General features: G+C 67.0%; 15 protein-coding genes and 1 riboswitch. Of the genes, 13 read left to right on the top strand and 2 right to left on the bottom strand.

All coding sequences use genetic code 11. The features are described 5' to 3' along the window. Positions 1-211 precede the first annotated feature (211 nt). On the bottom strand, positions 212-1,084 hold the full coding sequence (locus tag ACYVDN_RS00475; protein WP_460567358.1) for a DUF559 domain-containing protein: 873 nt from the start codon (positions 1,082-1,084) through the stop codon (positions 212-214). Between the two features lie 299 nt (positions 1,085-1,383). After that, positions 1,384-1,553, top strand: a riboswitch (FMN riboswitch). Between the two features lie 102 nt (positions 1,554-1,655). On the opposite strand from ACYVDN_RS00475, the gene ribD reads away from it, so the two are divergent. The 13 genes from ribD to ACYVDN_RS00410 all read left to right on the top strand — a co-directional run bounded on the left by ribD (position 1,656) and on the right by ACYVDN_RS00410 (position 14,294). After that, positions 1,656-2,750, top strand: a complete 1,095-nt coding sequence (gene ribD / locus ACYVDN_RS00470) for a bifunctional diaminohydroxyphosphoribosylaminopyrimidine deaminase/5-amino-6-(5-phosphoribosylamino)uracil reductase RibD (RefSeq protein ID WP_460567356.1) — start codon at positions 1,656-1,658, stop codon at positions 2,748-2,750. 2 nt (positions 2,751-2,752) lie between these two features. Then, the gene (locus ACYVDN_RS00465) at positions 2,753-3,424 is read left to right on the top strand and encodes a riboflavin synthase (RefSeq protein WP_460567354.1); all 672 of its coding nucleotides are present in this window, start codon (positions 2,753-2,755) and stop codon (positions 3,422-3,424) included. Then, positions 3,421-4,833, top strand: a complete 1,413-nt coding sequence (ribA, locus tag ACYVDN_RS00460; RefSeq protein WP_460567352.1) for a bifunctional 3,4-dihydroxy-2-butanone-4-phosphate synthase/GTP cyclohydrolase II — start codon at positions 3,421-3,423, stop codon at positions 4,831-4,833. The genes ACYVDN_RS00465 and ribA overlap by 4 nt, the downstream gene beginning before the upstream one ends. Further along, positions 4,830-5,309 carry a 6,7-dimethyl-8-ribityllumazine synthase gene (gene ribH / locus ACYVDN_RS00455; protein ID WP_460567350.1) on the top strand — a complete coding sequence of 160 codons (480 nt, stop codon included), beginning with the start codon at positions 4,830-4,832 and terminating at the stop codon, positions 5,307-5,309. Before ribA ends, ribH begins: the two co-directional genes overlap by 4 nt. 80 nt (positions 5,310-5,389) lie before the next feature. After that, the gene (locus ACYVDN_RS00450; protein WP_460567348.1) at positions 5,390-6,295 is read left to right on the top strand and encodes a MurR/RpiR family transcriptional regulator; all 906 of its coding nucleotides are present in this window, start codon (positions 5,390-5,392) and stop codon (positions 6,293-6,295) included. 238 nt (positions 6,296-6,533) lie between these two features. Continuing rightward, positions 6,534-7,664 carry an ABC transporter ATP-binding protein gene (locus ACYVDN_RS00445; RefSeq protein ID WP_460567346.1) on the top strand — a complete coding sequence of 377 codons (1,131 nt, stop codon included), beginning with the start codon at positions 6,534-6,536 and terminating at the stop codon, positions 7,662-7,664. Between the two features lie 61 nt (positions 7,665-7,725). After that, on the top strand, positions 7,726-9,096 hold the full coding sequence (locus tag ACYVDN_RS00440) for a type 2 periplasmic-binding domain-containing protein (protein WP_460567344.1): 1,371 nt from the start codon (positions 7,726-7,728) through the stop codon (positions 9,094-9,096). A gap of 73 nt (positions 9,097-9,169) precedes the next feature. After that, complete coding sequence (locus ACYVDN_RS00435; protein ID WP_460567342.1) at positions 9,170-9,910, top strand: tyrosine-protein phosphatase; 741 nt, start codon at positions 9,170-9,172, stop codon at positions 9,908-9,910. A gap of 46 nt (positions 9,911-9,956) precedes the next feature. Then, entirely contained in the window at positions 9,957-10,859 is a 903-nt protein-coding gene (locus tag ACYVDN_RS00430) for a phosphodiesterase (protein ID WP_460567340.1), read from the top strand. A 21-nt stretch (positions 10,860-10,880) separates the two neighbouring features. Beyond that, entirely contained in the window at positions 10,881-11,828 is a 948-nt protein-coding gene (locus ACYVDN_RS00425) for a carbohydrate ABC transporter permease (RefSeq protein WP_460567338.1), read from the top strand. Between the two features lie 137 nt (positions 11,829-11,965). Next, complete coding sequence (locus tag ACYVDN_RS00420) at positions 11,966-12,763, top strand: carbohydrate ABC transporter permease (protein WP_460567336.1); 798 nt, start codon at positions 11,966-11,968, stop codon at positions 12,761-12,763. Between the two features lie 33 nt (positions 12,764-12,796). Next, on the top strand, positions 12,797-13,648 hold the full coding sequence (locus ACYVDN_RS00415; protein ID WP_460567334.1) for a metallophosphoesterase family protein: 852 nt from the start codon (positions 12,797-12,799) through the stop codon (positions 13,646-13,648). Between the two features lie 139 nt (positions 13,649-13,787). Further along, positions 13,788-14,294, top strand: coding sequence for a hypothetical protein (locus ACYVDN_RS00410; protein ID WP_460567332.1), 507 nt, complete (start codon positions 13,788-13,790; stop codon positions 14,292-14,294). Here ACYVDN_RS00410 and ACYVDN_RS00405 read toward each other — a convergent pair. After that, positions 14,213-14,698: a DUF2269 family protein gene (locus ACYVDN_RS00405; protein ID WP_460567330.1), complete on the bottom strand. Its 486-nt coding sequence runs from the start codon at positions 14,696-14,698 to the stop codon at positions 14,213-14,215. The two genes, ACYVDN_RS00410 and ACYVDN_RS00405, sit on opposite strands and share 82 nt — an antisense overlap. Positions 14,699-14,930 lie beyond the last annotated feature (232 nt).

The raw sequence follows: 14,930 nt of genomic DNA, 5'->3' as shown, positions 1-14,930 counted from the left end.
CCCCGCACTCCGGCCCGCCCCGGGCCCCCGGCCCGCACTCCGACCGCCCCCGGGCCGCCCCTGCCGGACGACTCCCGACGTGCATAACTCCTGCAATTTCGACGGCTGCGCTCGGAAATCCGCCAGAACACGGGGACTCCATCCCGAGGTCCTTGCGGATTGCAGGAGTTATGAACCGTGGGGAAGGAGAGCCGGAACCTCTCAGCGTGACTCACCGAGTCAGGGCAGTGACCAAGGCGACGATGGACTGGGTCACCAGGTCGGGTTCATACATCGTGTGCTGGTACGCGGGACGTAGGGACGCGTAGCCCAGCTGAGCCGCGATGAGGTCACGGCGCCGATCCCGCACGTGGTGCTCCCAGCCGTCGTGGTGGGCGCGACTGTCCGCCTCGACCACGAGCACGTCCTCGACCACGAGGTCTACGCGGCCCAGTCCCGGCAGATTCTGCTGAATCTGATACCTGTAACCTGCAGCTTCGACAAGCAGCCGCAGTTCCGTTTCTTGCCCCGCCTCTGCCAATGGATTCAGCTTCGCCCGCATCCATCCGTACTTGTTCGGCAGGTGGGCGAAGATCGCTGAAACGTCATCGTCGTCGATGAGACCGAGGTGAAGGGCATTGTCGAGTGAGGCAATCGCGTGCCGTGGGTCTTGGCACATGACAGTGTGAGCCAGTGCGTCGCGCAGCCCGATCCGATGCTCATCGCCGCCATGTGGATCGACGAGCGGTGACCAGTGGAGCACCGTCGAGCCTCGGTTGACCTTGGTGAGAGGTGCCCGACGACTCTTGGGCGACCGTAGCCGGCTCGCTTCGCGGTCGACATGCACGTGGAGCGCCGAATTGTCGAACGCGAAGACGCCGTAGCTGCGAAGGGCGGTCACGCACGAGATTCGACCGCCCACCCGTACTGCTTCTCCAACCTGCGACTCGAGCGTGGGCAGGGCGTAATGGTCTCTTCGCAGGCGCTGGAGACCGCCGCCGCGGACGGCCAAGGTCAGAGATCGACCGGTTGCCCCCAGCCCCAGAAGTTCCGCTCTGCTCAAGACTGAACGCCCAGCAATCGCAAACGCCTCATCCCAGCTCACTCTCCAAACCTGTGTGTGAGCGGGCATCGCGGCGGTCGACTCGACGGATTCTGTGGACAACTCCCGTCGCAGCAAGCGTGTGGACAACAGCCTTTGTGCGCATAACTCCTGCAACTTGCCCGAGGGGGGCGGCGAGATCCGCGAGATCTCGCGGTCGCCCGCCCAGCAGTTGTCGAATCTGCAGGAGTTATGCACCGCGTCGGGGTGTGACGCGAGGTGACCCGGGGTGACGCGTGGGGCGTGCGGCGGTGTGTGACGGGGAATACGACGGCGGCGTGCGCGTTTCGCTAGGGTGTACGTAGTGCTCCGGGGTCGGTGAGAGTCCGAACCGGCGGTGAAAGTCCGCGAACTGAGACACGGCGGAGGCCGAAGTCGAGTCGAGGTTGAGCCGGTGGAATTCCGGCACCGACGGTGATGCCACGAACGGCGAAAGCCGTCCGTGGCAGAGTCCGGATGGGAGGCAGCACACGCACGGCCGCGTCAGCGTCCGTGCCGTCGGCGATATCCGACAACCCCGGGGTTCCGCCCCGCCGGCCACCAGGTCGGCAGGTTCTGAGAACGGAAGACCGGGATGACCGACACAGGCTATGAGGCGACGATGCACCGCGCCCTTCAGCTGGCTGCGCTCGGCCCCGCTCGTGGCGTGAACCCACGGGTCGGCTGCGTCATCCTCTCCCCCACCGGCGAGCTGCTCGCCGAGGGCTGGCACCGCGGCGCGGGCACCGCGCACGCCGAGGTCGACGCACTGTCGAAGCTGGCCCCGTCGGACACCGTCGGCGCGACCGCCGTCATCTCCCTCGAGCCGTGCAACCACACCGGTCGCACCGGCCCGTGCAGCGTCGCGCTCATCGAGGCCGGCATCGCGCGCGTCGTCTACGCCGTCGACGATCCAGGCCACGCATCACGCGGCGGTGCTCAGCGACTGCGCGACGCGGGAGTCGGGGTGATCGCGGGCGTCGAAGCGGATGCCGCCACTCGGTTCCTGCAGGACTGGCTCACTGCCGCCCGCCTCGGTCGTCCCTACGTCACGCTCAAGTGGGCGAGCAGCCTCGACGGGCGCATCGCGGCGGCCGACGGCACCAGCAGGTGGATCACCGGCACTGCGGCCAGGCAGCACGTGCACGAGCAGCGCGCGGCATCCGACGCCATCGTTGTCGGAACGGGAACGGTGCTCATCGATGACCCGAGCCTCACAGCGCGAGGGGATGCCGGCGAACTGCTCGAGCACCAGCCCGTGCCTGTGGTCCTCGGCGATCGGGTCGTGCCCGAGGATGCCGCCGTGCATAGGCATCCACAGCCGGCGATCTTCCTCCCCGGCCACGACCTCAGCGCAACTCTCGTGGAGCTGCGCGAGCGCGGCATCCGCAACGTCTACGTCGAGGCCGGGCCTGCCCTTGCGAGCGCGTTCGTTCGCGCCGGCCTCGTCGACGAGCTGCACGTCTACCTCGCGCCGACCCTCCTCGGCGGCCCGCGTACTGCGCTCGCCGACATCGGCGTCGCCACCATCTCCGACCAGCTCGCCCTCGACCTCGATCGGGTCGAGCGGCTCGGCAACGACGTTCTCGTCGTCGCACGCAATCCGTCAGCGAAGAGCCTCGACAACATCGCCGTCGACTCCGCGCGACAGACGACATCAAGCCCAGCATCCATCCGGCAAGGAGCGTGACTGTGTTCACCGGAATCATCGAAGAGCGCGGCGAGATCATCGCCGTCGACCGCAGCGCCGATGCGGCGCGCATCACCGTGCGGGGACCGCTCGCCGTCGAGGGGGCGAGGCACGGCGACTCCATCTCGGTGAGCGGAGTCTGCCTCACCGTCGTCGATCAGGGCGATGACTGGTTCACCGCCGACGTGATGGCGGAGACCCTCGCGGTGAGCACGCTCGACGCCGCGACGGTCGGCACGAACGTCAACCTGGAACGCGCCGCGCTTGTCGGCGACAGGCTCGGCGGACACATCGTGCAGGGCCACATCGACGGCACCGCCGCCCTGCTCGCCGTCACCCAGGGTGAGGCGTGGCGTGTGCTGCGGTTCAGCCTGCCCGCCGAGCTCGCCGCACTCGTCGTTCGCAAGGGGTCTGTCGCTGTCGACGGCGTCTCGCTGACCGTCTCGGCGGTGAGCGACGCGGATGCCCCGGCGCAGTGGTTCGAAGTCTCACTCATTCCGGAGACCCTCGCGGCCACCACCCTCGGCGAGCGCGCGGTCGGCGACCTCGTGAACGTCGAGACCGACATCCTCGCCCGCCATGTCGAGCGGATGCTCGCCATCGCGCACACCGCGCAGGATGGCGCCACCACGGCGACCCACGTACAGGCATCCGCAGAAGGGAGCGCGGTATGACGCTCGCAACCATCCCAGAGGCACTCGAGTCACTGCGCGCCGGCCGCCCGGTGCTGGTCGCAGACAACGAGAGCCGTGAGAACGAGGGCGACGTCATACTCGCCGCCGAGACCGCATCACAGGAGTGGTTGGCGTGGACCATTCGGCACACGTCGGGCTTCGTCTGCGCGCCGATGACGAACGAGCTCGCCGACAAGCTCGAGCTGCCCGTCATGGTTGTCGACAACGAGGACTCGCGCGGCACCAACTACACGATCACTGTGGATGCCGCCGACCGGCTCTCCACCGGAATCAGCGCTGCTGACAGGGCGCACACGCTGCGGGTTCTCGCCGACCCGTCCTCGACGCCCCGCAGCCTGCACCGGCCGGGACACATCGTTCCGCTGCGCGCCGTCGACGGCGGCGTTCGCGAGCGCGACGGTCACACCGAGGCGGCAGTGGACCTGCTCAAGCTGGCAGGCATGACGCCTGTCGGAGCCATCGCCGAGGTGGTCGCTGACGACGGCGAGATGATGCGTCTGCCCGAACTCATCGAGTTCGGCGCACGCGAAAACGTTCCCGTCATCACCATCGAGGCGCTGATCGCCTACCTGCAGGAGTTCCACTGCGACGCGCCTCTCGACCCGGTGGATCCCGTTCCCGAGTCGTCGCGGGTGATCTTCGAGGTGGAGACCACGGTTCCCACCACGCATGGCCCATTCAGGGTGCGCGCCTACCGCGACCGCACGACGGGCGCGGACCACGTGGCGATCATCGCCGGCGACATCCGCGAGTCGGGCGTGCTCGTCCGCGTGCACTCCGAGTGCCTGACCGGCGAGGCCTTCGGGTCGCTGAAGTGCGAGTGCGGACCGCAACTGGATGCCGCACTCGACACCATCCAGCGCGACGGCGGCGTCGTCATCTACCTGCGCGGCCACGAGGGCAGGGGCATCGGCCTGATCAACAAGCTGCGCGCCTACCGCCTGCAGGAGGAGGGACTCGACACGCTCGACGCCAACCTCGCGCTCGGTCTGCCCATCGACGCGCGGGACTACGGAGCGGCATCCGCGATTCTCGCCGATCTCGGCATCCGCTCGGTACGGCTGCTGACGAACAATCCCGACAAGGTGAAGCAGCTCAAGGAGCACGGCGTCACGATCGAAGAGCGCGTTCCGCTCGTCGTGGGCCTCGGCGCGCTCAACGAGCGCTACCTGGCCACGAAGCGCGACCGGCTCGGGCACCTTCTGCCCGTCGCGGACTCCGAGCTGTCCGAACTGGACGACGACTTCGAGCGGGATGCCGCCGCCACCGCGGACGACGAGCTGCTCGCCCACCACGTCGCCGCGCGCGCAGCGGCCACCGATCGCCGGAACACGGACCACCGGAATACCGACCACCACAACATCGACGAGAAAGGCACCACCCGATGAGCGGAGCTGGCTCACCCGAGAACGAGCGACTTGACGCGACAGGACTGAAGATCGTGGTCGTCGCCGGCACTTGGCACACTGCCATCACCGACGGCCTCATCGCCGGAGCCGAGCGGGAGCTGACGGCATCCGGTGCGACGTGGTCGCTCGTGCGCGTCCCTGGCAGCTTCGAGCTCCCCGTCGTGAGCAAGGCCGCGCTGGATGCCGGAGCCGACGCCGTCGTCGCGTTGGGCGTGATCATCCGAGGTGGAACCCCGCACTTCGAGTACGTGTCGTCGGCCGCAACCGACGGGCTGACCAGGGTCGCGCTGGACACCGGGAAGCCGGTCGGCTTCGGCGTGCTCACGCTGGACGACGAGCAGCAGGGGCTCGATCGGGCGGGACTCGCCGACTCCAAGGAGGACAAGGGCGCCGAGGCCGCCCATGCCGCGATCGCGACGGCGATCGCCCTGCGCGAGGTGCGGGCCGCCGCGTAGCGAAGTGGTGCGCCGCCAAGGCGGGCTCACGTCTGGCTGCGCGAACACTCCCGTCGCCTGCTCGTGGTAGACACGGGTTTATGATCGATCGCCAGCGCGCCGACCCGCCGGTCGGCGGGACGCTCAGCTACATCGAATCCGTGATCCCTGCGCTCGTGCCGAGCGAGCAGCGCGTGGCTCGCGAGGCGATCGAGCACCCGGAAGACGTCGCGATGATGTCCGCCGCAGATCTGGCCACGCGCACCGGAACGTCGGCTGCCACGGTGATCCGCGCCTGCCAGAGCCTTGGGTTCAAGGGGTTCCAGCACCTGCGGCTGCTGCTCTTGCGCGATCTGCCCTCCCGCCGGGAGGCCGCGGTCGTCGATGGCGATGGTGCGCCGCGAGACTGGGTCCCCGCCATGTTCCGTTCCGCCGGCGAAGACCTGGCGAACGCGCTCGCTCCACTCGACTTCGACGAGTTCGATCGAGCAGTGTCCGCGATCGCGAAGGCGTCGCGCCTGCTCATCGTCGGCAACGGCGGATCGGCACCGATCGCTCAATTGGCGTCGCTCGGATTCATGATCTCGAGCCGTCCCGGCGAGGCGCCTGCCGACGCCGTCGTGCAGCAGTTGTCAGCCAGGGGACTCACCGAGGGCGATGTCTGCATCTGTATCAGCGGAAGCGGATCCAACAGCGTCACACTGCGCGCCGCCGAGGCCGCAGTCGAGGCCGGCGCAACAGTCATCGGCGTCACCAGCTACCAGCGCTCGCGTTTGCACGAGCTCTCCGACATCACGCTGGTCTGCGGCGCCTCGATCTCACAGTGGTCGACCGGACTCATCACCGGCAACGTCGCCCATGTGCTCCTCTTCTCAGCCCTCGAGCTCGCTCTGTCGGCGGCCGCCGGACGCCCAGCCTCCGACCCGGATGTCATGGACGAGGTCATGATCGTGGTCGGGCGCGACACCACCGACGACAACGAAGACGCCTCCGGCGACCTCGCCTGAGACTCTCACGGCGTCCGGGCAGGGCGGCCTGGTGGCCCCTGCACGCTGTCCTGATCTCAGAGACCTCGCACGCGCATCACAGGCGCACCGCTGCCGTGCTCCGCGTTGTCGAAATCGGCGATGCGGCTTCCCCTCGCCTTTGCGCGCCGTTCACCTTCGACTCGCACCATGCTCAAGTAACGAATATTCCTGAACAAAGCTGTTGACGGAATTCCATTACTTCGTATGAGGAGCAGCCGTGAGCCGCATCGAGATCCAGGGATTGACCCAGCAGTTCAAGGGCCACCGAGCCGTCGACGAGGTCGACCTGACGATCGAGGATGGCGACTTCGTCGTTCTGCTCGGACCGAGTGGGTGCGGCAAGACCACCTTGCTGCGCATGATCGCCGGCCTGCTCGACCCGACCTCCGGACGCATCATGATCGACGGCCAGGACGTGACCTCCCTGCCGTCGAAGAAGCGCAACCTCGCGATGGTCTTCCAGAGCTACGCGCTCTACCCGCACCTCAGCGTGGAGAAGAACCTCGCCTTCCCGCTCGCAGTTCTGCGGATGCCGAAGGAGGAGCGCGCCCGCCGCGTGCGCGAGGTCGCGGCCGCGCTCGGCCTCGGCGAACTGCTTCGACGCAAGCCGCGCGAGCTCTCCGGCGGACAGCGCCAACGAGTCGCCGTCGGTCGTGCCCTGGTTCGCGAGCCCAGCGCCTACCTGATGGATGAGCCCCCATCGAACCTCGACGCAAAATTGCGCACGGCAACGCGACAGGAGCTCAGCGAGCTGCACGATCGGCTGTCGGCGACCTTCGTCTACGTCACGCACGATCAGGTCGAGGCGATGACGATGGCCACGAAGATCGTCGTGCTGAACGCCGGGCGAATCGAGCAGATCGGCGCGCCCGAGGAGGTCTACGACCGACCGGCGTCCGTCTTCGTCGCCGGCTTCGTCGGTGGTCCTCCGATGAACCTCGTCGACGGCATCGTCGACTCGCTCGCCGGCGTCATCACGGCGACTGCTCCCGGCATCGAAGCCCTGCTTTGGAAGGGCGAGACCGACGAGCGCAACGTGGTGATCGGCGTTCGACCCGAGCACCTGCGAGCAGAGGACCATTCCACCGCCGCACTTCGCGTCGAGGGCGTGATCGAGCGCGTTGAGAATCTCGGCAACGAGCAGCTGATCTACCTGCGTGCCGGCGAGCGACTCCTCACCGCCCGCGGCGGTCGTCAGACCGACTACCTCCGCGGCGAGCGCATCACCCTTGGAGCTCCGCTCGAGCGCGTGCACCTGTTCGACCGTACGACCGGCCGTCGCCTCGAATGGGTGCCCGACCCGGATGCCGTCGCACAGGAGCAGCCGCGCGTCGCGGTTCCCGCCTGACCTTTTCCCCTACTCGCACCTTCCTCCCCCATTCGATCTCCCCCGAAGGAGCACTACCACCATGCGCATTCCCTCTCGCGTGATCGCCATCGCGGCGGTCACGGCCGTTGCCGCCGTCGCTCTGAGCGGCTGTGTCAGCACCGGTGCAACGGGCACCAGCCAGACCGCCGCCTCAACAGCAACCATCCCCACCCTCGGACCGAACCAGAAGGTCTCCATCACGTTCGAGAGCTACAACCTCGCCCAGGCGGGCGCCTGGACCGACACGATCCAGGGCCTGATCAAGGAGTTCGAGAAGGAGCACCCCAACATCACGGTGACGGGCCAGGCGCCGACCGCCGCGGCGGGCGCGAACACCTCCTACGTCTCGAGCGTGCAGACCGAGATGCTCGCCGGAAAGGCTCCGGATGTCGCGCAGCTCACCTTCGACGCTCTCGACTACATCGCCAACGACCTCGGCGCACAGCCGATCTCGAAACTGGTCGGCACAAAGGCGGTCAAGGATGCCTTCGGCGGCACGTATCCGATGAACCCGAAGGCGACCAGCCTGGGCGACTGGAACGGCGTCACCTACGGGATTCCTTACGTCTTCTCGACCCCCGTGCTCTGGTACAACGCGACTGCGCTCGCGAAGGCCGGCATCACCAATCCGGACTTCTCCACCTGGGATGGCGTCGAGAAGGTGGCGCAGCAGCTCAAGGCCAAGACGGGCAAGCCTCCGCTGACGATCTCGTGCACGGTAACCGGCGGCGACTGGTGCATGCAGGGCATCATCAAGTCGGATGGCGGCAAGATCGTCAGCTCGGATCACAAGACCATCGAGTTCGGCGACTCCGGCTCGGTCGGGGCCGTCGAGGAGATGCGCAAGCTGAACGATGAGGGTCTGCTGCAGAACCTCGACTCCACCAGCATGTACAACGCCTTCGCCTCCGGGCAGTCGCTGATCCAGGTGCAGACCTCGGCGCTTCAGAGCATGTTCATGGCCGGGGCAAAGGCCGGCGGCTGGGACCTGAAGAACACGACCCTGCCCGCCTTCGGCAACCAGCCGGTCGCTCCGACGAACTCCGGTTCAGCCCTGTTCATCATGTCGAAGGACCCCGCCAAACAGGCCGCGGCATGGGAGTTCATCAAGTTCATGACCAGCCCGACCGCGTACGAGCAGATCTCGACCAAGATCGGCTACCTGCCGCTGCGCGACACGATGACCCAGGGCAACGGACCGCTGGCGGCGTGGGCGAAGTCGAACCCGCTCGTCGCGCCGAACATCGCCCAGCTGCAGCACCTGCAGCCGTGGGAATCGTACCCGGGCACGAACTACAGCCAGATCAGCACGATCTTCAGCAAGGCCGTCGAGGACTCCGTCTACTACGGCAAGGACCCGAAGACCACGATGCAGGCCGCGCAGCAACAGGCACAAGCACTGGTCAAGTAGTCCGGCTTGCCAGGGCACGACGCCCGATTCACGACAACACCACGATTCACGACGACAAGAGACGAGAACGACCATGACCGACACCACCGTGGGCCCGCTGCCCATCGAGGGCACATACAACCTGCGGGAGGTCGGCGGCTACCGAGCCGGTCACACCACCGTTCGCTCCGGCAAGCTCTACCGGTCAGATGCCCTCAACGGCCTGACGGAGAGCGGCAGGCAAGCCTTGGTCGACCTGGGCATCCGCCGCATCGTCGATCTGCGCACAGACGACGAGGTCGCCGCCGGCCCGACCAGGCTCGATGCGGACGTGGAGATCGTTCACGCGCCGATCTTCACCGCCTCGCATCAGCCGGTCGAGCTGGCGGGAGACGACCTGACGCTCGAGGCCGTCTACGACGTCATGGTCGACGGTCACGGCCGGCAGTTGACCGATGCCGTGCGGCTCATCGCCTCGTCCGGCGACGACGCGGTGCTGGTGCATTGCACTGCCGGCAAGGACCGCACAGGCCTGGTCGTCGCCCTCGCACTCCTCGCCGCCGGGGTTGACCGCGAGGAGGTCGTGGCCGATTACGCACAGACGTCGGCCAACCTCTCCGGGGAATGGGCCACCCGCATGCTGGACAAGATGCAGCTCGCGGGCGGCCCCGTCAGCCCGGCCGTTCACGAGATCGTCACCGCGAGCCCGGCCTCCGAGCTGACGCGGGTCATCTCCCGGTGGGACTCCGAATGGGGATCCCCCGCCGACTACCTCCGCGCTCACGGCATCACCGACGAGGAGCTCACCGCCCTCTCGACGATGCTCCTCGTGTGAAGCCCGATCACCAGCACCGACACCAGCACCGACGAAAGAAAGCGACATGCCCGACTACAGCGAGTACCCCACCCCCGACCATTTCGTGCTTCACATCAGCGACACCCACTTCGTGCAGAACCGTGAGCCCCTGCACGAGATCGTCGACAGCGACGCGAATCTCCAGGAGCTGTTCGAGGGCTTCGAGAAGTCCAACACCCGCCCTGAGGCGATCGTGTTCACAGGGGACATCGCGGACACGGGAGCTCCCGACGCCTACGAGCGCATCCGTGCCCTCGTCGAGCCGATCGCCGAGCGCTACGGCGCCGAGCTGATCTGGGTCATGGGCAATCACGACGAGCGCGCGGCCTTCCGTGCAGGCCTGCTCGGCGAGGACGGCACGACCGAGCCATACGACAAGGTCTACGACGTGAACGGGTTGCGCATCATCGCGCTCGATTCGACGATCCCGGGCCAGCATTGGGGTGAGATCACGGAGGAGCAGCTTGCCTGGCTTGCACACGAGCTGAGCACTCCGGCGCCTGACGGTACCCTGCTCGCTCTGCACCACCCGCCGGTGCCCAGCCACCTGGGCCTGATCAGGCTTTTCGAGCTCCACGACCAGCCGAGGCTGGCCGACGTCATCCGCGGCACCGATGTGCGAGGCATCCTCGGCGGCCACCTTCACTACTCGACGACCGACACGTTCGCCGGCATTCCGGTCTCCGTCGCCTCTGCGACCTGCTACACCCAGGACCTCGTCATGCCCTATCCGGCTGCGCGAGGCCAGGCCGGCGCCCAGTCGTACAACCTCATTCACGTCTACGGCGACCACGTGCAACACTCCGTCGTGCCGATCGGACAGTTCCCGACCACGTACGAGATGTCGGGTGAATCGTTGGCGAGGTTCCTCGCGATGACTCCCGAGGATCAGCTGGCAGCTGTGCAGGCATCCGTCTCTGCCGAGTGATCAACTGAAGAGGATCCCGCCATGTTCGTGCTCGACACGCAGCCTGTCCGGGTCGCGGATGCCACGAGCGGCCGACAGCGCCGCAAACGACGTCGCATACCGATCGCACCGTACCTCTACGTGCTGCCTGCGCTCCTGCTCCTCGGCGTGTGGGTCTACCGGCCGCTGATTCAGACCTTCGAGCTGTCGTTCTACAACTGGAATCTGCTGCCGACTCAACCGCTCACACCTGCCGGCGTGAGCAACTACACCTCGATCGTGACCTCTCCTGAGTTGCGCCAAGCCGTCATCAACACCCTGATCTACATCGGAGCCTTCCTGGTGTTCTCGGTGGTGCTTCCGATCGCTGTCGCGCTGCTCTCGCGTCAGGTCGGCGGACGGGCGAAGACGATCTACCAGGCGATCATCTTCGTGCCGTTCCTCGTCACGCCGGTGGCGGCGGCCGCGGTCTGGCGCTGGCTGCTGTCGTCGTCGGGAGGCGCGATCCCCACGGTGCTCCAGCACTTCGGCGTCAACATCGGCGACGTCCTCCGGAGCCCGAGCGGCGCCATCTGGGCGATCATCGTCATCGTCGGCTGGCAGATGCTCGGTTTCGGGGTGCTCGTGGTGTCAGCGGGAATCGCGGGGATCAACCCGGACTACGCCCACGCGGCATCCGTCGACGGTGCGCACGGCTGGACCATTCTGCGCCGCATCACGCTGCCGCTGCTGTCGCCGACGATCGTCTTCCTCCTGCTCATGACGATCCTGCTGGCCGCGCAGTGGACCTACCCGATGATCGACATCCTGACGCAGGGCGGCCCGAGCGATTCGACGACCAACGTGTACTACCTGCTCTATCAGATCGGGTTCCAGAACTTCGATGCCGGCACGGCCGGGGCCGCCGGCACGCTGTTCTTCATCGTCTTCGGTCTCATCGCGCTCGGCCTCGTGACACTGTCTGATCGCCTCTCCTTCTACGACAACTAGGAGCCATCATGGCCTTCGTCTCCGTACCCGACGCGGCGATACCATCGCGTCCGTCCCCGGCTTCGCACACTCTTCGCTCCGCGTCGCCCGCTGCAGACAGTCGCGCTCATGCCGCCCGGCATGCTCGAGCCCTGACGATGCGCATCGTCGGGCACGTCGTACTGGCGGTCGTGGCACTAGCGGCCATCCTTCCGGTGTATTGGATGTTCGCCACCGCGTTCCGCAGGCCCGTCGACGCCACGGCGCAGACTCCGTTCCCGTGGCCGCTCTCGCTGGACAACTTCACAACCGTCTGGCACGAGATCCCGATCCTCAGCATGATCGGAAACACGTTCATGATGTCGTTGGCGGTCGCCGCCTGCCAGCTGGTGATCGCCGTTCTCGCCGCCTACGGCTTCGCGATGTGGCAGTTCCCGGGCCGAAACGTGCTGTTCCTGTTGTTCATCGGCTCGTGGCTCGTGCCGTTCCAGGTCACGATGATCCCGAACTACGTGCTCATCTCGCAGTTGGGCCTGCTCGGCACGATCGGCGGTGTCATCGTGCCCAACCTGTGCTCGGCGTTCGGGGTCATGCTGCTGCGTCAGCACATGCAGGCCTTCCCCAGAGAGCTGATCGATGCGGCGCACATGGACGGTCGCAACAACTGGAGCATCCTGATCCAGGTCGTGCTGCCGAACATGCGCGCAGGGCTCGCGGCGCTCGGCATCATGCTCTTCATCGAGGCGTGGAACAACTATCTGTGGCCGTCCTTGATCTTCCAGCACCAGTCGAACGCCCTCATCCAGATCGGCATCCGCAGCTTCCTTGGCGCAGAGGGCGACAACTGGGGCGCTGTGATGGCCGCCGCCGGGCTGGCCTGCCTCCCGATCTTCCTCATCTACATCCTTCTGCAGCGCCACATCGTCGATGCGTTCGTGCGATCCGGCCTGCGCTGAACCCTCCATCCACCCATCCAGAGAGGAATCCCCATGAAGATCATCCAGCTCTCCGACACCCACATCTCGCGCCTGGGTGGCGCGACATCCGAGAACCTTCAGAAGTTCGTGTCCCTCATCAACGAGATCGATCCGACGTTCGTCGTGCACAGTGGCGATGTCGCGATCCTCGACCCCGATGACGCCGATGACCGCGCCGCGGCCGCCGCGCTGCTCTCGGGCATTCAGGCTCCGCTGCGTGTCCTCCCCGGCAACCACGACGTGGGAGAGCGCCCGGAGAACGCCTGGGCCGGCCTCACGGTGACGAGCGAGCGCGTCGCGGCGTTCAGCGCGGTGTTCGGTCCTGACCACTGGCTCGAGCTCGCCGGCGACTGGGCATTCGTCGGTTTCAACAGCGAGATCATGGGCAGCGGGCTCCCCGAGGAAGCCGCGCAATGGGCATGGCTCGAGACTCTTCCGGGGCAGATCGGAGACCGCCCGACGATCGTGTTCTGTCACAAGCCCGTGTGGAATCCCCACCCCGAGATGACCGAGCACAACATCGCCATCCCTGATGAGTCCAGGGAGCGTCTGCTCGATGCACTGTCAGGGGTGCATCTCGCAGCGTTCGGCAGCGGCCACCTGCACCGCTACGCTCTCGACTCCGAGACGGTCGAAGGACGCAGCGTGCTGACCGTCTCGGCCCCGTCGACGGGATTCGCCCACGCCGGACTCGGCGGAGCGACACTCGAGCAGCAGGGAATCGTCGAGTTCGTGCTGGGCGAGGGCGGCGACCCCGCTTCGGTGCGCCCGTTCTACCGCAACCTGGCCACGCTCATCGAGGTTCCGCCGACGGAGATCCCGGAATTCAATGCCGCCCTCGACGCACTCGGCGTCACCCTCTAGTCCCACGCATCATTCGAGAGGCCCCGCCGTTGATCGGCGGGGCCTCTCGCGTGGGTCCGGCGCCGCGCGGCGCACCAGGCACGACACCACTGCGGCGGCCCAGCGCGACGCGATAGCGCCTGGGCCATAGGGTGACGGTGTGAACAAGTCGCGGGCGATCGCCTTCTGGACGGGAGGCATCGTCGTCGTGGCCGCGTTCGCCGTCGCCGCGATCATCGTGGTCTCTCGCCCCTGGGCGTGGAACGGCACGCTCAAGGCCGTCGAGTACAGCCAGTCACAGGCCGTGCCCGATTTCGACGATTCGACTCACCGTGTGACATCCGTTGCCGATCTGAAGGTGCTGCAGCAGGTGCTGCGCGACGACGGATGGCACCCTGGCGCCACGGTGAGTTCGAAGCCAGGCTGTGTCGGCGGCATCGCCACGAAGCTGAAGCTGACCCTCTCCGATGGCTCGACATCGAAGCTGGACACCTACCTGTGCGGCGCCGACAACGACGCCCTGACGAAGGACGTCACGAAGACCGTGTCAGCCTGGCGCACGGGTGAAGGAGCAACCGCCGGCGCCTACGGCTTCCAGACCATCAGCACGACGACGGCGACCAGCAGCAGGCTGGCGATGCCGCTCGTGCCGGCGATCGCACTGTAGCCGGCGGCCTTCGCCGGCGCCTCGCCCACAGCGGCCGGATCCTCGGCCTCGACAGCGGCCTCACCGTCGAGCGCGTTCGCTGCGCGGCGCATCGCGGGGACCACGACGAACAGCGTGAGGCCGAGTGCGACGACGTATAAGACGAGCGACAGCCAGATCCACGTCGAGGCGATCGTGATGTGGTACTTCGGGTCGGCGAATCCCATCGCGCCGAATCCGAGGATGACCACAAGCAGCGACAGCAGGCTGAAGATGTTCGTCGACGTCGCGAGCGTGCGCACCTGGCCTGTCGCGCCTGACCGGATGGCGCGCATGGCCGTCATCGGAAGGATGGCCATCGGCCCGACGATGAAGACGGCCGCCGCGACGTGCAGGATGTCGAAGATCACTTGCCCAGCGTTCATACAGCCAGCCTAGGGCACCCGAAAAGGGGGCGGTGGCGGCGTGGTGGGCGGCGAGGCCGGGGGTTCGACGGCTGGGGCAGGGGCTGCCCGGCTCAACTGGCGGCACACCGGCCCGGGGGTGGTGCGCATAACTCCTGCAATTCGTGCGGCGCTGTCGACAAAACCCCGGATTCCCGGGGCCGCCCGCGACCGCTGCGGACGAATTGCAGGAGTTATGCGCACCTGTGCGAGG

This window comes from Humibacter soli (assembly GCF_054779035.1).
This window is presented reverse-complemented; position numbering and strand designations above follow the sequence as displayed.